At 59.9% G+C, this 15928-nt stretch carries 14 protein-coding genes; 10 read left to right on the forward strand and 4 right to left on the reverse strand.

Annotated features, from left to right (window positions below):
* Position 1 precedes the first annotated feature (1 nt).
* The 3 genes from J2Y83_RS09655 to fhuF all read left to right on the forward strand — a co-directional run bounded on the left by J2Y83_RS09655 (position 2) and on the right by fhuF (position 6334).
* Positions 2–4060 carry an amino acid adenylation domain-containing protein gene (locus J2Y83_RS09655; protein ID WP_253394730.1) on the forward strand — a complete coding sequence of 1353 codons (4059 nt, stop codon included), beginning with the start codon at positions 2–4 and terminating at the stop codon, positions 4058–4060.
* Positions 4061–4132: 72 nt separating this feature from the next.
* Positions 4133–5488 carry a lysine N(6)-hydroxylase/L-ornithine N(5)-oxygenase family protein gene (locus tag J2Y83_RS09660; RefSeq protein WP_253394732.1) on the forward strand — a complete coding sequence of 452 codons (1356 nt, stop codon included), beginning with the start codon at positions 4133–4135 and terminating at the stop codon, positions 5486–5488.
* A 90-nt stretch (positions 5489–5578) separates the two neighbouring features.
* Positions 5579–6334, forward strand: a complete 756-nt coding sequence (gene fhuF / locus J2Y83_RS09665) for a siderophore-iron reductase FhuF (RefSeq protein WP_253394734.1) — start codon at positions 5579–5581, stop codon at positions 6332–6334.
* 161 nt (positions 6335–6495) lie between these two features.
* Here the strand turns inward: fhuF and J2Y83_RS09670 are convergent, their stop codons facing one another.
* Positions 6496–7263: an ATP-binding cassette domain-containing protein gene (locus J2Y83_RS09670; protein ID WP_095021401.1), complete on the reverse strand. Its 768-nt coding sequence runs from the start codon at positions 7261–7263 to the stop codon at positions 6496–6498.
* A 175-nt stretch (positions 7264–7438) separates the two neighbouring features.
* The gene (locus J2Y83_RS09675) at positions 7439–7663 is read right to left on the reverse strand and encodes a hypothetical protein (RefSeq protein ID WP_253394736.1); all 225 of its coding nucleotides are present in this window, start codon (positions 7661–7663) and stop codon (positions 7439–7441) included.
* A 241-nt stretch (positions 7664–7904) separates the two neighbouring features.
* Here J2Y83_RS09675 and J2Y83_RS09680 point away from each other — a divergent pair, with 241 nt between their 5' ends.
* Positions 7905–8291 carry a hypothetical protein gene (locus J2Y83_RS09680; protein ID WP_098952667.1) on the forward strand — a complete coding sequence of 129 codons (387 nt, stop codon included), beginning with the start codon at positions 7905–7907 and terminating at the stop codon, positions 8289–8291.
* 524 nt (positions 8292–8815) lie between these two features.
* Here J2Y83_RS09680 and ppk2 read toward each other — a convergent pair.
* The gene (ppk2, locus tag J2Y83_RS09685; RefSeq protein ID WP_253394737.1) at positions 8816–9733 is read right to left on the reverse strand and encodes a polyphosphate kinase 2; all 918 of its coding nucleotides are present in this window, start codon (positions 9731–9733) and stop codon (positions 8816–8818) included.
* 184 nt (positions 9734–9917) lie between these two features.
* Here ppk2 and pstS point away from each other — a divergent pair, with 184 nt between their 5' ends.
* From pstS to J2Y83_RS09715, 6 genes are all read left to right on the forward strand, one after another.
* Complete coding sequence (pstS, locus tag J2Y83_RS09690; RefSeq protein ID WP_253394739.1) at positions 9918–10946, forward strand: phosphate ABC transporter substrate-binding protein PstS; 1029 nt, start codon at positions 9918–9920, stop codon at positions 10944–10946.
* Between the two features lie 73 nt (positions 10947–11019).
* Positions 11020–11985: a phosphate ABC transporter permease subunit PstC gene (gene pstC / locus J2Y83_RS09695; RefSeq protein WP_253394741.1), complete on the forward strand. Its 966-nt coding sequence runs from the start codon at positions 11020–11022 to the stop codon at positions 11983–11985.
* Positions 11982–12899 (forward strand): phosphate ABC transporter permease PstA, encoded by a 918-nt coding sequence (gene pstA, locus J2Y83_RS09700; RefSeq protein ID WP_373423791.1) that lies wholly within the window; start codon positions 11982–11984, stop codon positions 12897–12899. The genes pstC and pstA overlap by 4 nt, the downstream gene beginning before the upstream one ends.
* 76 nt (positions 12900–12975) lie before the next feature.
* Positions 12976–13737 (forward strand): phosphate ABC transporter ATP-binding protein PstB, encoded by a 762-nt coding sequence (pstB, locus tag J2Y83_RS09705; protein WP_244652093.1) that lies wholly within the window; start codon positions 12976–12978, stop codon positions 13735–13737.
* 104 nt (positions 13738–13841) lie between these two features.
* Positions 13842–14543, forward strand: coding sequence for a hypothetical protein (locus J2Y83_RS09710; RefSeq protein ID WP_253394743.1), 702 nt, complete (start codon positions 13842–13844; stop codon positions 14541–14543).
* Positions 14540–15130, forward strand: a complete 591-nt coding sequence (locus J2Y83_RS09715) for a hypothetical protein (protein ID WP_253394746.1) — start codon at positions 14540–14542, stop codon at positions 15128–15130. Before J2Y83_RS09710 ends, J2Y83_RS09715 begins: the two co-directional genes overlap by 4 nt.
* A 316-nt stretch (positions 15131–15446) precedes the next feature.
* On the opposite strand, the gene J2Y83_RS09720 is transcribed toward J2Y83_RS09715, so the two are convergent.
* The gene (locus J2Y83_RS09720) at positions 15447–15902 is read right to left on the reverse strand and encodes a VOC family protein (RefSeq protein ID WP_253394748.1); all 456 of its coding nucleotides are present in this window, start codon (positions 15900–15902) and stop codon (positions 15447–15449) included.
* Between the last annotated feature and the right edge of the window lie 26 nt (positions 15903–15928).

Raw genomic sequence — 15928 nt, forward strand, 5'->3', positions numbered from 1 at the left:
GATGAGTATCGATCCGCACCAAATCGCCCGGCGTTTCGCCGAGCTGACCCCTGAACGGCGCCAGGCCTTCCTCGCCAAGCTCGAGGAAAACGGTATCCGCTTCACCGACCTGCCCATGGTCGCGCTGCCTCGACCGGACGTATCGCCGTTGTCCGCTGCCCAGCGCGGCCTGTGGATCGCCTGGCAGCGCGAGCCCGACAGCCCGGCCTACAACCTGGCGGGCGTGCTGCGCCTGGGGGGGGTGTTGAATGTCGGCGCCCTGGAGCAGGCTTGCAACGATTTGCTCGTGCGCCACGAAGCGCTGCGTACGTCCTTCACTCAGGACGCCGACGGCGAGCCTCAGCAATACGTCAACCCCGCTCGGTTTCAGGCACTGGCGTACCTCGAACCGGACGAGGAAGCATCGCGGCAGCGGGCCCAGGCACTGACTTGCGAGCCATTCGACCTGCTAGCCGGACCGGCACTGCGCCTGGAGTTGCATCGCCTGGACCTACAGCAGCATCGGCTGGTCATCGTCCTGCACCATATTCTCGCCGATGGCTGGTCCATCGGCCTGATCATCGAAGACCTGGCCGCGGCTTACGCCGCGCGCTGCCAGGGACAGGCTGTGCAATGGTCGCCGCTGGCCGTGCAATACGCCGATTACGCCGGTTGGCAGCAACGCTGGCTGGATGCTGGAGAGCAGGCCCGGCAACTCGATTATTGGCGAAAGCAACTCGGCGACGATCACACACCCTTGGCGCTGCCGCTGGACCGCCCACGCAGCGCGGTTCGCGACCCGCGTGGGGCGAGCGTGCGCGTGCAATTGCCAGCGCACACCAGCGAACGCTTGCGCAGCCTTGCCAAGGCCAACGGCGCGACCACGTTCATGGCCATGCTGGCGCTGCTTAACCTTTTGCTCGCACGCCAGAGCGGTGCCGACAGGGTCAGCATCGGCTCGCCGCTGGCCAACCGCAGCCGTGCCGAAACCCAGCGCGTGGTGGGCTACTTCACCACCTTGAGCGTGTTGAGCACCCGCGTCGACGAGCTATGCAGTTTTACCGTGCTACTGAATCAGGTGCGCGGCACCTTGCTCGAGGCTCAGGAACATTCCCAACTGCCGTTCGACCAATTGTTGCAGGCCCTGGCACCACCCCGTGAGGCGGGCACGCATCCGCTGTTTCAGGTTAAGTGCACTGAGCAGTCGGCCAGCCGACCACAGCGCTTCGCCGACCTGTCCATGAGCCTCGACGGGCTGGCGGCGGGCGACGTGCATTTCGACCTGAGCGTGGATTTCACTGGCCGTGCCGATGGCATCGACGTGCTGATCGCCTACGCCTGCGACCTGTTCGACGACGAGCGCATCAAGACCTTGGCCGCTAGTCTGTCTGCATTGGCCGACGCCGTCAGCCTGGCGCCGGACCGACCGTTGCTGGAACTGGCCGTCGGGCCTGTAGACCGCGCCGATGCCCCGACAATCGCCGCTGAAGATGTGCTTGTCGGCTGGCAGCGCCAGCATCGTCTCAACCCTGACGCCGCAGCCTTGACCTGCAACGGTACTACCTTCAGTCGCGCACACATCGACCATGCCGCCGAGGCCCTTGGCCAACACCTGCTGGCCCGTGGCGTCGGTCCCGGTGCCAGGGTGGCGTTGCTGACCGGACGCACGCCGGGACTGGTGACCGGCATCCTGGCGGTGCTCAAGTGCGGCGCTGCCTATGTGCCCATCGATGTGCGCTGGCCGGCCGAACGCCGCGCTGCGGTGTTGGCCGACAGCGGTGTGTGCTTGGTATTGGGTGACGACCCTCAAGTGCCTGGCCTGGACTGGCTGGCGCTGGATCTGGACGTGCCGATGCCCTCGTCGCTGGCAGCCTGGCCGATCCAGGTGCCGCAGTTGCCGGCCTATTTGATCTACACCTCGGGTTCCAGCGGCGCGCCGAAGGCGGTGGTCGCCAGTCGCGGCAACTTGGCCGCGTATGTCGCAGGGCTGGGCCAGCGCCTGCAATGGCCTGCGAACAGCAGTTTCGCCATGGTCTCGACAGTGGCCGCCGACCTCGGTCATACGGTGCTGTTCGCCGCCCTGAGCCAGGGTGGCCTGCTGCACCTGGCCGACGATGAGCATGTCTTCGACCCCGACGCCTTTGCCCAGTGGCAAGGCGAGCAGGGCGCCGACGTACTGAAAATCACCCCAAGTCATTTGCAGGCCTTGCTTAACGCCCGCGAACCGGCCCAAGTGCTGCCACGGCACACGTTGATCCTCGGCGGCGAAGCCACTTCCTGGCGGCTGCTCGATGAGATTCGCAAGCTCGCCCCGCAATTACGAATTTTCAACCACTACGGTCCCACCGAAACCTCGGTTGGCGCGCTGTGCCAGGACGCCGCCAATGCGGATCGCCTGCACGCCCGCACGTTGCCCATCGGCACCCCGCTGGCTGGCGTCGAGGCCCGGGTCCTGGATGCCTATCTGAATCCGGTGGCGAGGGGCGTGATGGGCGAGTTGTACCTGGGCGGCCCTGGCGTCACCCAGGGTTATTCGGGCCGGCCGGGCTTGACCGCCGAACGCTACGTGCCGGACCCGTATGGCGCGCCCGGTGCGCGCCTGTATCGCAGCGGTGATCGCGTGCGCCGCCTCGACGATGGCAGCCTGGAATATCTGGGCCGCAGCGATGATCAGGTGAAAATCCGTGGCTACCGGGTTGAGCCTGGCGAAGTCAGCACCGCTATCCGCCATCTGGCCGGGGTGCGCAACGCGGCGGTGATCGCCGTGCCCGGTCAAGACGGCGGTGACCAGTTGCATGCCTATCTGGTGCTGGCGGCCGGGACTGCCGTGGAAACCGTGCGCCAGTCCTTGGCTATCCAATTGCCGGACGCCTTGGTGCCATCCCACTGGACAGTGCTGGAGCAACTGCCACTGACCGCCAATGGCAAACTCGACCGTCGCGCATTGCCGACGACGCAGACCACCCTGCCGGTGAGCGATGGCCCGCGCGGCCCGGTGGAACAGGCGCTGGCGCAGTTATGGAGCGACCTGCTGGGGCGTAGCGATATTTCCCGCGACGCATCGTTTGGCGAACTGGGCGGCGACTCGTTGCTCAGCCTCAAATTGCTTGCGCGCATCCGCAAGCAGGGCCTGCAAGGGGAGCGCAAGCTGAGCCTGGCCGACCTGCTCAATGCCCCGAGCCTCGCCGCCTTGGCCGAACGCTTGACCCCACCGCCAGTGACCGACCCGGACGTGGTGTTTTTGTCGCGTTCGGGCGACGGCGTGCCGCTGTTTTGTCTGCCGGGGTTGATCGTCAACAGCAGCGAATTCAAGCCGCTGGTGGATGCCCTGGGGGGGCAACGGCCGGTGTATGGCTTTGTCAGCCATGTCTATACCGAACAACGTTGGCGTGGCTACGACTTGCCAGCGCTGGCCGGCGAGTACGCGGACTACATTGCCCGCACCGTCAAGGGCGGACGCTGCGCCTTGCTCGGCTGGTCGTCCGGGGGCGAGTTGGCCCTGGAGACCGCGCGCTTGCTGCAAGGGCGCGCCCAAGTAGATGTGCTTTGCTTGGTGGATGTGTTCGAGTCGGTGCCATTCCATCCACGGCAGCCGCTCGACAAGGCCGCGCGCGCCCAGGCGCAACCACTGCTGGACAGTTGGCTGGCCCGCTCGACCATGGCTGCCCAGTGGCGTGGGTTGTTCGCGCTGATGGACGACCCTGAGCGCGATGCCCTGGCCGAACATGTGCTGGCTTGCGACGGGCAATTGCCCAGCGACGGGCCGGATCTACTGTCTCGGGAATTCGAACAGTGGGCGTTGCTCGACAAGCGATTGAAAGCTGCCCGCCATGTGCATGCGCCACTGGCAATAGACGCGCATGTCTGGCAGGCCGCCGACTCCCTGACCCGCAGCGAACGCCTGCGCGACTGGAGCACCCTGGTCAACGTCGTCGAGCAGCACTGCGTGGCGGATGCGCACCACCTGGACATTATCCGCCACCCGGGATTCATGACCGACCTGGCGCGGTCCTTAGCGGCCCTTGAAGCAGCTAAGCGACCAGAGGGCGCTAAATTTGCCAAGGCCGCGAGCGTCTTCTAAGAACACGTTATCTGGCGGCCGGCCCCGATGTTCCGGCCCGCTCTCTCACCCTCTCTGGAAGGAATCGGTCACATGACCCAGCACCTCACCCCGGCGGCTCCCCACGACCTGATTGGCATCGGCTTCGGCCCTTCCAACCTGGCCCTGGCCATTGCCTTGCAAGAGCGCGCGGAGCAGGGCGGCAAGGCCTTCGACGCGCTCTTCCTGGAGCGCCAGTCCGACTATAACTGGCACGGCAACACCCTGGTCGCCCAAAGCGAACTGCAGATTTCCTTCCTCAAGGACTTGGTGACCCTGCGCAATCCGTCCAGCCGTTTCTCGTTCGTCAACTACCTCAAGGTCCATGGCCGGCTGGTGGACTTCATCAACCTGGGCTCGTTCTATCCGTGCCGCATGGAGTACAACGACTACCTGCGTTGGGTCGCTATGCAATTCGCCGAGCAGAGCCGTTATGGCGAGCACGTGCTGCGCGTCGAACCGGTGGTCGAAGCGGGCGGTCGGGTGCGGCATCTGAATGTCATCAGCCAGAACTTGCACGGTCGCGAAGTGAGCCGCCAGGCCCGCTCGGTGATCGTCAGCACGGGTGGCACACCGAAGGTTCCCCAGGCGTTTGCCGGCTTCAAGGACGACCCACGGGTGTTCCACCATGGCCGTTACTTGTCGGCCATGGCCACCCAGCCGTGCACCCGTGGAGAGCCGATGCGTATCGCCGTGGTCGGTGCCGGGCAGAGCGCCGCCGAGGCGTTCATTGACCTCAATGACAGCTACCCGAACGTGCAGGTCGACATAATCCTGCGCGCTGGCGTGCTCAAGCCTGCTGACGACAGCCCGTTCGTCAACGAAATTTTCGGCCCCGATTACACCGACCTGGTGTTCAACCAGCCGGAAACCGAGCGCGAGCGGCTGATCCGCGAGTACCACAACACCAACTACTCGGTGGTGGACCTGAGCCTGATCCAGCGCATCTACGGAATTCTTTATCGCCAGAAAGTCTCCGGCATCAATCGCCATGGTTTCCTCTGCCGGCGAATGATCGAAAGCGCCAGTGAGGTTGATGGCCGCGTGCAATTGCAACTGCGCGACCTCGGCACGGGCAGCACCGAGGCGCGGCGCTACGACGCGGTGATCCTGGCTACCGGCTACGAACGTCGTTCGCATCGCGAACTGCTCGCCCCACTCAAAGACTATCTGGACGACTTCCAGGTCGATCGCGATTATCAACTGCTGGCACGCCCGGAGCTGGAAACACCGGTCTTTATCCAGGGCTTCAGCCAGCAGTCCCATGGCCTGAGCGACACGCTATTGTCTGTGCTGCCGGCACGCTCCGGGGAGATCGCCGCCGCCCTGGAGAAGCGACTGGAGGGCATTCGTCAGCCCCAATCGGCCCCTGACGCCCGCCGCGCGGCCGGTCTAAGCGTCTCGGCCTGATGGCTGAATATTGGCGGCCGATCGGGTATGCTGGGTAAATGATGTTGTTTCTCATTTGTCCATTTTCATGAACAAGGGTGCCAGGGGCTGATGATCGACGTGCTTGCACCGCTGTTTCGTGGTGATTTCGAAACCTACCGGGAAGTGTTGGTGCTGGACGACGATCCTCGTCCGGCCACCCCCTACCACACGCTGTTGGCGCCCAGCGCTTTTGGCGACTTGCAAGGCCGCTTCGGCCAGCGCTACAGCGGTAGCGACCGCCGTGCCTTGGCGTCGTTGTGGGCGAAGCACTACATCGTCAAGCTGCTGCCACCCGTGATGGGGGCCACGTTGCTGTTGCGCTGGCGTCTGCCGCTGTCTCTGGCCGACACAGCCCTGGTGTTGGATGAGGAGCTCTTGCCCCAGGCGTTTCGCCTGATCGGCAAAGGCGAGCCGTTCGCGGCCGATGTAAGCGATCCGTTCGAGCTGTTCTCGGGCTTGCTGGACGATCACTTGCAGCCGCTGTTCCAGGCCATGGCCAGTCAGGTGAAGCTGTCGCCCAAGGTGCTGTGGAGCAATGCGGGCAACTACTTCGAAAACCTGCTCAACCTGATGGCCAAGGCCGGCATGCCCGCCGAACGCCTGGCGCCAGGCCGCCTCTTGCTGGAAACCAAGACCCGCCCCGATGGTACCCGCAATCCGCTTTTCCAACCGGTGCAGTATCTGCCCATCAACGATGAACACGGTCAGGCCAGCTTGCGCCGCGAGCGTAAGGTCTGCTGCGTGCGCTACCTGTTGCCCGAGCTCGAGCTATGCGGCAACTGTCCGCTTAAGGTCAAGCCATCCGGCAAGCGGGTTTGTGCCTGAAGGACACATGTGGGGATTTGATCCCGCTGCGCGCCAAGCGAATGGATTGTATGTGGCGCGCACGTGTTCACGAGGCTGCGTTGCTGACACATGGATTCGCTAGCAAGATGCCATCCCGGTTAACGCCGCCCCCCGAAAAAACTGCGACCCGGTGGAATCACTCAGTAGTGAAAACTGATTGCCGATCCATCGCGCGGGTGCGGCATGACGCCCATGCTGATGCCGTAGATGGACTCCAGGACTTCACTGTTCATCAAGTCCGCCGGTGGGCCCTGGATCAGCAACCGGCCGCTGTGCAACGCCACCAGGTGGTCGCAGTAACGCGCAGCCATGTTGATCTCATGCAGTACCACGACCACGCCGAGGTCCAGCTTGTGGCTCAACTCGCGAATCAACCCCAGTACCTCGACCTGATGAGCAATGTCTAAAGCCGAGGTCGGCTCGTCGAGCAGCAGATAGCGGCTGTTCTGTGCCAGCAGCATGGCCAGCCAGACCCGCTGGCGTTCGCCGCCAGAGAGGTTGTCCACCAGGCGGTCGGCATAAGCAGTGGTGTGAGTCAGTTCCAGGGCCTGTTCGACCTGCGCGTGATCCTGCTCGCTCAAGCGTCCCAGTGCGCCATGCCACGGGTAGCGGCCAAAGCGCACCAGTTCGCGCACGGTGAGGCCGTCGGCGGCGGGCAGTTGTTGCGGCAAGTAGGCCACCTGCCGTGCGAACTCGCGGTTTTTCCAGGCCGACAACGGCACGCCATCGAGCGTTACCGTTCCCTGGCTCGCGGCTTGCTGGCGGGCAAGCAACTTGAGGAGGGTCGATTTCCCGGAGCCGTTATGCCCGATCAAACCGATGATCTGGCCATCGGGCAGGGTCAGGTCCAGCGGGTGCAGGAGGGTGCGCTCGGGGATTTCGAAAGAGACGGCCTGCAACTCGAACATTGGAAGGTCCTAGGGCAAAAAAGACACTAATTTAGAGCAAACAAGAAGCATTATCAAAGGTTGTGTGGTGCGCGTCGGTGAAGATGGCGCGTTATCCTCGCAGGGTTCATTCGTTGTTTCTTGAAACCATCGGTTTGCGGCTCTCCACTCAAATGTGATGAGCGTCGTTCACCTTTCAGACGTTGCTTGCAATGTGAGCTTCGATAAATGGGCGGATAGCTGCCTTCAGGTCGGCGACGCGGGTGAAGGTGCCCCGGTGCGAAGTTGCACGCCACTTGACCACCCGTTTGCGTTCGACCTGACCCGCGATTGCGTCGGATTTGACCGGCATGCGTTGAAACCATGATCGGCAGAGAACGGCCGATTGTGTTGAAAAAGTCGATCCTTCCAGGCTGCGCATGTACTGACTGCTGAAGATGCCTTTCTTGTGCGCGGCTACGCGAAATCTGAGCCCGGAACCCTCTGCTCAAAGTAAAGATTTCAATCTCAAGCGCATACTTTTCTGCCGTGGAAACCATGGCCGACTTTTTCAACACAATCGGCCAGGAGCAGACATTCAAACCGCTAGCCAAATACACTGTCGAGAAGATCGCATTCAGAAATTTTGGTGCAAGTGTGCAGCCAAGGAAAAGGGAGGATTCATGAGTCTTGATCTATGCTTGGAAGCTGATAATACGCTCACAATTTCGACGCTGAGCAAAGCACTTGCGAATGCTGGTGCCTGGGAAATAGAGGTCGCAGGAAATGGGCTATACGCTGAATTTAACTCGGGACTTAAATTGAGTACCAAAGACGTACTCGATGACCCTACGATTTATGCTGAGAATACAATGGGTATCGCCTTCCCTGTCGCGGTGCGTTGCACCATCAGAATAAAAGGGCCCGAACCAGAGGGGGAGTCGGCTATGGAAGATTTGGATAAAATCGCTCAGTCCATATTTCAATCGTGTTCGGCCTTCTTTCTTATTAGCTTTCAGTTCGAACAAACCTTGTACTGGCGAGATGCGACAGGACTGCATCGTCCTTGAGGTAGGTGCCTGCGCGTCCTCTTTCAGACATTTCTGAATGGTGTTTTTCGGACGAAAACGCCCCTGAATTGAGGAGCTGCTTTTGGCCGTTGCTGCTCCTCGGGGTAACACGCCAGATGCTAAGACGGAACGTATCGGAAGAGTGTTATGACAAACAGCAAAAAGCCGCAACACTGCACGATCTGCGCACGCCTACTCGACAATACGGAAGATCCCCTATCAGGCAATACCGGCGGGGATTGCTGGGCATGCATAGGCGCTATCGAGGCGGAAATGGGATGCGCAGAGTCGCTCGACTACGTACGCCAAGAATACGAGGCAGGACTTCGGCCTGGCTGGATCGATCCGTTCAAGCCATGACTCGAAAGCTGGATTACGACTGCTTTGGGCCGTTCTCTCCCGATCATGCCCACGAATCGTACTGGTCAAATCCGATGCAAATGACTGGTCAGGTCGAATGCAAATGGGTGGGCAAGTCCGTGCAATTACCCACCCAGGCACAGAGCGCTTCAGTGCGGCCTGTATTAATAAACCTGAGGCACGATGAGTTCCGGTGGTGTCGGACTGCGGGAATAGTCCTCCTGTCTGACGCGTTGCGGCAGTTCGATCACCGGTAGCTCCACTTCTTCATAGGGCATCTGCCCGAGCAGGTGAGAGATGCAGTTGAGCCTGGCTTTCTTCTTGTCATCGGCGTGCACCACCCACCACGGCGCTTCTGCGATGTGGGTGCGTTCGAGCATGATTTCCTTGGCCTTTGTATACGCTTCCCAGCGCCGCCGAGACTCCAGGTCCATGGGGCTGAGCTTCCATTGCTTGAGCGGGTCGTGAATGCGACTGAGAAAGCGCAGATGCTGTTCCTGGTCGGAAATCGAGAACCAATACTTGATCAGTTGGATGCCGGAGCGGGCTAGCATGCGCTCGAACTCGGGTACGGTGCGGAAGAACTCTTCGTACTGATCTTCGTCGCAAAAACCCATGACTTGTTCGACGCCTGCGCGGTTGTACCAACTGCGGTCGAACAGCACGATTTCACCGGCTGCCGGCAGGTGTGAAACATAGCGTTGGAAGTACCATTGCGTCCGTTCACGGTCGTTGGGGGCGGGCAGGGCGGCGACGCGACAGACGCGAGGGTTGAGCCGTTGGGTAATGCGCTTGATCACACCGCCTTTGCCGGCGGCATCGCGTCCTTCGAACAGGATGACGACTTTGGCGCCAGTCTTGACAACCCAGCTTTGCAGCTTCACCAGTTCGCCTTGCAGGCGGAACAGTTCACTGAAGTAAATCCTTCTGGCGGCCTTCTCGCTGCCTTCTTCTACCTGTTCATCAAACAGGGCGTTCAGGTCGTGCCCGTCTTCGGATAATTCCAGTTCCAGCTCTTCGTCACTGTGATCAAGCAGCTCACGGTGGATGCGCTGTATCAAGGCGTCTTCTGTGGAGAGCATGGGCGGAACTCGCGTCGTGGGGATGGCAAAGTCTTAGTCGAAATTTGTTACGAGGCAATTACAACAAAATATGTCGCTGCCTCGGCAAAAGGCGAAAAGAGTGCTGTTTGCCATTCATTTTTCATAAAAACGTAACAAGGCTGCTGCAGAGTTCGGTAGCCCGTAATCACAAGGATTTTCCTGAATGAAACGTCTGATGAAGTCTGCTGCACTCGCCGTTGCGGTTTCTCTTAGTGCCACCTCGGTATTTGCTGCCGAGAATGTTCGTCTGACCGGTTCCGGCGCCAGTTTTCCTGCACCGATCTACCTCACCTGGTTCAAGGATTTCAGCAAAAAAACCGCAGATGTCACTGTGGATTATCAATCCAAGGGCAGCGGCGCGGGTGTGCAGGATTTCCTGAATAAAACCGTGGATTTCGCGGCCAGCGACTCGGCCATGAAAGACGAAGATATCGCCAAGGTTGCCGAGGGCGTGCAGTTGCTGCCGATGACGGCAGGTGAAATCGTGCTGGCCTATAACCTGCCAGGCAATCCCAAGGGCCTGAAGCTGCCGCGCGATGTCTATTCCAACATCTTCCTGGGCAAGATCACCAAGTGGAACGATCCGCAGATTGTCGCCGCCAACCCTGGCCTGAAGCTGACCGATACGCCGATCACCGTGGTGGTGCGTGCCGACTCCAGCGGTACCACTGCGGTATTCACCAAGCACCTGTCAGCGATCAACCCGGAATTCCAGAAGGCGCTGGGTGAAGGCAACACCGTCAACTGGCCAGCCAGTGACAAATTCATCAAATCGCCCAAGAACGATGGGGTGACCGCCACGGTTCGCCAGACCCCGGGCGCTATCGGTTATATCGAATACGGCTTCGCCAAGTTGGCCAAGGTTGACTTCGCCCAGTTGCAGAACAAGGCCGGACAGTACGTTGTGCCGAACGCCGAAAGCGGTGCCGAAGCGCTGGCCGCGGTGAACATGCCGAAAAGCCTGGTGGCCTGGTTGCCGGACCCGGACGGTGCCAAGTCCTACCCGATCACTTCCTACACCTGGATGATCTTCCGTAAGGACAACGGTAACCCGGCCAAGGCCAAGGCCATGCGTGAAATGGTCGAGTACAGCCTGACCGAAGGGCAGAAAATTGCCGACTCGATGGGTTACATCCCGCTGCCACCGTCGGTTGTCGATCAGGTTCGCAAAGCGTCCGCCAACATCCAGTAACGCTCATGAGGCCTCTTTCGGTGTGTGCGCTCAGCCATGCCGGAAGAGTTTCCCCCCGCTCCGGAATTAGCCAATGAACACACCTTTTGTCGTACCGGTTAACCCGGATTCTGCCTGCCAGCCGCCCTCTACGAAGGATTTGCTGGTTGATCGCACCTTCCGTGCGCTTGCGCGAATAGGGGGGATTTTGATTCTGGCGTTGGTCTTCGCCTTGGTCTTCGAGGTAGGACGCAAGGCCCTTCCAGGCATGGAAAAGCACGGTTTTGACGTGATTTTCGGCAGCGTCTGGGACGTTAACCAAGGTAAGTACGGCATTCTGCCGGCTATTTGGGGCACGCTTTACAGCGCCCTGATCGCGTTGCTGATCGCAGGTTTTTTCGGCGTCAGCATGGCGATTTTCCTGACACAGGATTTCCTGCCTGCGAGATTGGCAGCCGTCTTTCGCACCATTGTCGAATTGCTCGCAGCCATCCCCAGCGTCGTCTATGGGCTGTGGGGGATTTACGTGGTGATCCCGGCGATTCGCCCGCTCACGGCGTGGTTGAACAGCGAACTGGGTTGGATTCCTTTCTTCGGCACGTCCTTGAGCGGGCCGGGCCTACTCCCTGCGGCGCTGGTATTGGCCATCATGATTTTGCCGACCATTGCCGCCGTTTCGCAGGACGCGCTTACCAGTGTACCGATGAAAACCAAGCAGGCCGCCTACGGCATGGGGACCACCCATTGGGAAGCGATTCTCAAAGTGATGGTGCCGTCCGCTGCCACTGGCATTTTCGGCTCCTTGGTCCTCGGCCTGGGCCGTGCGCTGGGTGAAACCATGGCGCTGGCCATGCTGGTGGGTAACGCGAACAACATTTCGCTTTCTCTGTTTGCCCCTGCCAATACGCTGGCCGCCTTGTTGGCGCTGAACTTCCCCGAAGCTGGGCCTAACGAGATCGAGGTGTTGATGTACGCCGCACTGGTGCTGATGTTCATCACACTGGTGGTGAACATCCTCGGCTCCATGATCATGCTTTACGCCCAGCGGGGTACCAAATGATGACTGACCTCACTTCTCCTGCAAGCAGTTTGAGCTCGCCGGTGGGCGTCTTGCCCAGCCTGCAGCGCAAGTTCGAAGGCCGCGCCCTGCGCAGTCTGGTGTTGACCACGCTGGTCTGGGCTGGCGCGCTGCTGGCCAGCGTGCCGCTGATTTCCGTGCTCTATATGCTGATCACTCGCGGCGGGGCGCGCCTGAGCCTGGAGGTATTCACCGAGTTGCCGCCTACCGGTTTCGAGACGGGTGGCGGTTTTGGCAACGCGATGGCAGGCACCTTCGTGATGGTCGGTATTGCGGCTGCGATCGCGGTACCGGTCGGCATCATGGCCGCCATCTTCCTGGCGGAACTTGGCCCCGACAGCAAGATGGCAAGCGCCGCGCGTTTTGCCGCCAAGATGCTCACGGGCCTGCCTTCCATTCTGGCCGGGGTGTTTGCCTACGCCCTGGTGGTCATGACCACCGGTACCTACTCGGCACCGGCCGGTGGCGTGGCATTGGCGGTACTGATGCTACCCATTGTCGTGCTGACGGCTGAAGAGTCGATGCGGATGGTGCCTAAGATCATGAAGGACGCGGCCTACGGCATGGGCTGCACCCGCTCGCAGGTTATCTGGAAAATCATCTTGCCTACCGGCATGCCGGCGATCCTTACGGGCGTGATGTTGGCTGTGGCACGTGCCGCTGGCGAAACCGCACCGTTGTTGTTTACTGCGCTGTTCAGCAACTACTGGATCTACCACGACGGCAGCCTGGCGGTGATGAATCCGACAGCATCGCTTGCCGTACTGATTTACAACTTCTCTGGCATGCCCTTCGACAACCAACTCGAACTCGCGTGGGCGGCTTCGCTGGTGCTGGTAATGATCGTGCTGGTCGTGAACGTTGTCAGCCGTATTTTCGGCAAGCCCAAGTACTGAAAACGGGAGCATCTGAATTTTGAACGTATCAACTGCGCAAATAGCCGCTCCGTTTGTCACGCAGACACCTGTGGTCATGGACTGCAAGCTTGACAAGATTTTCTATGGCAACTTCATGGCTGTACGTGACAGCCACGTGCCAATTGAAAAGAACAAAATCACCGGGTTTATCGGTCCTTCCGGCTGCGGAAAAAGTACCGTGTTGCGTAGCCTCAATCGCATGAATGATCTGGTCAAGGGCTTTCGTTTTGAGGGGCATGTGCATTTCCTTGGGCAGGACGTTTATGGGAAGGGCGTCGATCCCGTGGTCGTGCGCCGCTATATCGGCATGGTGTTTCAACAGCCCAACCCGTTCTCGATGAGCATCTTCGACAACGTTGCTTTTGGTCTGCGTCTCAATCGCTACAAGGGCGACCTGGGCGACCGCGTAAAGCACGCCCTGCAAGGTGCTGCGTTGTGGGATGAGGTCAAGGACAAGCTCAAGGTCAGCGGCCTGTCCCTCTCGGGCGGTCAGCAGCAACGGCTGTGCATCGCCCGGGCCATTGCGACCGAGCCGGAAGTGCTGTTGCTGGATGAGCCGTGTTCGGCACTCGACCCGATCGCTACCCGTCGGGTCGAGGAGTTGATGGTCGAGTTGAAGAAGGACTACACCATCGCCCTGGTTACCCACAACATGCAACAGGCCATCCGTGTGGCTGACACGACAGCCTTCTTCTCGGTGGATATCTCCCAGGGCACGCGCACGGGTTATCTGGTGGAGATGGGTTCCACTGCGCAGATTTTCGAAAACCCGAGAGAACAGATGACTGGCGATTACATCAGCGGCAAATTCAGCTAGGCAACACACGCCCGATCAAGACCGCATGCCGCCAACGCTGATAAAACGGCCTTGGCCGGCCCCGGTTGTTTTGCTTTGTTATCTACTGTTTCTCAGGAACGCCAATGTCTGCAATGCGTCGTCTTGATTTACCCGCGATTGAACGCGCACTGCGTAAGGTGCAGGGCCGCTTTGCCGAGCTCAGCCGGCACTTTACCGAGCAGCGCGATCCCTTGACCGACGAGGTGTTGCAGAATGTGCTTGAAGGCTATGCGCTGATTGATGACTATGTCGCGCGGGGCGTCGATCTGTTCAACCTTCAGCAACTGAACCTGATGCTGGAGATCAATGCCACCGTTCTGTGTGGCCGAGACCCGGCACGCCGGTTGGAATACGCTGAGCACTTGGCAGCTACCGAGGAACACTTCTTCAACAATGTTGAGGGGGGAATAAAGGACTTGTACAACTGGTATTGCGCCTATCGCAGCGAGTCGGTGTGGAAGCGCGCGGCCGGTGTGTATGTCCGCATCCTCAGCAAGCCGCAATTGTTCATTGAAGGTAACAACCGCAGCGGGTCGCTTATAGTCAGTTATTTGCTCATGCGTGCAGGCTTGCCACCCTTCGTGCTGACCCTGGAAAACGCCGAGGGCTACTTCAACCCCTCATCGGTGATACGCAACTCTGCCAAGCATGGTGTAAAGGCCTTGTACGAATTGCCCAAGATCAAGAAAAAATATGCAGCCTTCCTGGAAGAACAAGCACCTGATCCAGAGGCGTTTTTTCTGAGCAAGACGCCATTGCCCGTCTCCCAGGGGGACCACGGATGAGCCGGTATCCAATCCTGGCGACATGTCGTGTTTTTAGCGCGCGGGCGTGGCGGGCCACCAAGACTTGTCTGCCGATACCACTCACCAGGCGCCAGCGCATCCGTATTTCGTTTGATATCGATGACACCTTGGCTTGTCAACTCCACCACTGTGCCGTTGAACACAGCCGCCTGCCTGCCTGTGTCCACCGCTGGCTGGGTGAGCCGTTGCGCATGGGCACACGCTCCCTGACCCGCGAGCTACGGCGCCAGGGCTGCAGTATCTGGGTATACACCTCGTCTGGCCGGGCGCCGTCCTACATCAGGCGCTGGTTGTTGTTGTACGGCATCCGCGTCGACGGCGTGGTCAACAGCGTGCTGCACAGCCGCGCCTTGACCGCGCATGGACTGTTGAACTCGCCCTCGAAATTTCCGCCAGCATTTGATATCGACTTGCATGTCGATGATTCCGAGGGCGTGCGGCTTGAAGGGCATGATCACGGCTTTCGTGTTGTTGTCGTGAAGCCAGAGGATGAGAGCTGGGCGCTGCGGGTCCTAGATGCCGTCGCTGAAGTGCAGGCGCAACTGGCCTGGCAGCGACCGCAATAAACGCCAACCCGCTCGCATCACGTCGCCGGCATTTTGATAACGACCGAACTGAGCCAGGTTCTGGATAGCCTGTTCCTGGTCAGGGGGCATAACATTTCGCGTCGACATGATTGGCTCGAGCCTTGGGCAATCATGTTCTTTCGAGCATTGGCAGATCCTGCCGTTGTGCCCGCCAGCACACCGTTGGGATTGGTATTCGACGAACTGCGCATTGGCGTGGGTGTTGCGCCGTCAGCCTGGCCAAGCTGTGTTTTATGTGTGCGGCGTTCTCGCCAATCGAGTGACGCGAGTTACGCACTGAACAAACCTTGGGCAGTTATTTCTGGTGATCACTTCTTCGTGATTTGCCGAGCAAGCGCCGCTTTTGTTTTTCCAGGAAAAACATCACCTCGAGCTTCAGATCATCGGGGTCGAGGAAATAGACCGCATAGTAGCCCTCGCCATAATCCGGATAGTCAGCGGGTGCGTCGACAATCGTAACCGCCTGATCCAGCAGGAACGCGTAGAGCGCATCGACGTCCTCACGCGCGCCCAGCTCGAACGCATAGTGGTGATAGCCCACATCGCCGGTCCGGTGCTTATGTTTGCGACCCTGGGCATCGGCTTCGGTGATCCAGAACAGGGTTTCGCCGTTGGTCCAGCCAATAACCCGGTCGAACTCCCACTCGATGGTGAATCCCAGGAAACCGAGTACCTGATCATAGAACGCCCTGGAGCGTTCCAGATCACTGACACGAATGGCCAAGTGATCGATCCCGATGACGTTCACCATGTCAGGTCTCCTCGATTTCGGTTTCG

The organism is Pseudomonas marginalis (assembly GCF_024169655.1).
Lineage (GTDB): Bacteria > Pseudomonadota > Gammaproteobacteria > Pseudomonadales > Pseudomonadaceae > Aquipseudomonas > Aquipseudomonas paraveronii.

Bases quoted from the DNA above. Each gene is read 5' to 3' on its own strand.
- J2Y83_RS09675 (WP_253394736.1), bottom strand. From the start codon at position 7,663: ATGCGCAGCCTGGAAGGATCGACTTTTTCAACACAATCGGCCGTTCTC.
- J2Y83_RS09670 (WP_095021401.1), bottom strand. From the start codon at position 7,263: ATGTTCGAGTTGCAGGCCGTCTCTTTCGAAATCCCCGAGCGCACCCTC.
- J2Y83_RS09710 (WP_253394743.1), top strand. From the start codon at position 13,842: ATGTCTGCAATGCGTCGTCTTGATTTACCCGCGATTGAACGCGCACTG.
- J2Y83_RS09715 (WP_253394746.1), top strand. From the start codon at position 14,540: ATGAGCCGGTATCCAATCCTGGCGACATGTCGTGTTTTTAGCGCGCGG.
- J2Y83_RS09720 (WP_253394748.1), bottom strand. From the start codon at position 15,902: ATGGTGAACGTCATCGGGATCGATCACTTGGCCATTCGTGTCAGTGAT.
- J2Y83_RS09660 (WP_253394732.1), top strand. From the start codon at position 4,133: ATGACCCAGCACCTCACCCCGGCGGCTCCCCACGACCTGATTGGCATC.
- J2Y83_RS09680 (WP_098952667.1), top strand. From the start codon at position 7,905: ATGAGTCTTGATCTATGCTTGGAAGCTGATAATACGCTCACAATTTCG.
- pstS (WP_253394739.1), top strand. From the start codon at position 9,918: ATGAAACGTCTGATGAAGTCTGCTGCACTCGCCGTTGCGGTTTCTCTT.
- pstB (WP_244652093.1), top strand. From the start codon at position 12,976: ATGGACTGCAAGCTTGACAAGATTTTCTATGGCAACTTCATGGCTGTA.
- pstA (WP_373423791.1), top strand. From the start codon at position 11,982: ATGATGACTGACCTCACTTCTCCTGCAAGCAGTTTGAGCTCGCCGGTG.
- pstC (WP_253394741.1), top strand. From the start codon at position 11,020: ATGAACACACCTTTTGTCGTACCGGTTAACCCGGATTCTGCCTGCCAG.
- J2Y83_RS09655 (WP_253394730.1), top strand. From the start codon at position 2: ATGAGTATCGATCCGCACCAAATCGCCCGGCGTTTCGCCGAGCTGACC.
- ppk2 (WP_253394737.1), bottom strand. From the start codon at position 9,733: ATGCTCTCCACAGAAGACGCCTTGATACAGCGCATCCACCGTGAGCTG.
- fhuF (WP_253394734.1), top strand. From the start codon at position 5,579: ATGATCGACGTGCTTGCACCGCTGTTTCGTGGTGATTTCGAAACCTAC.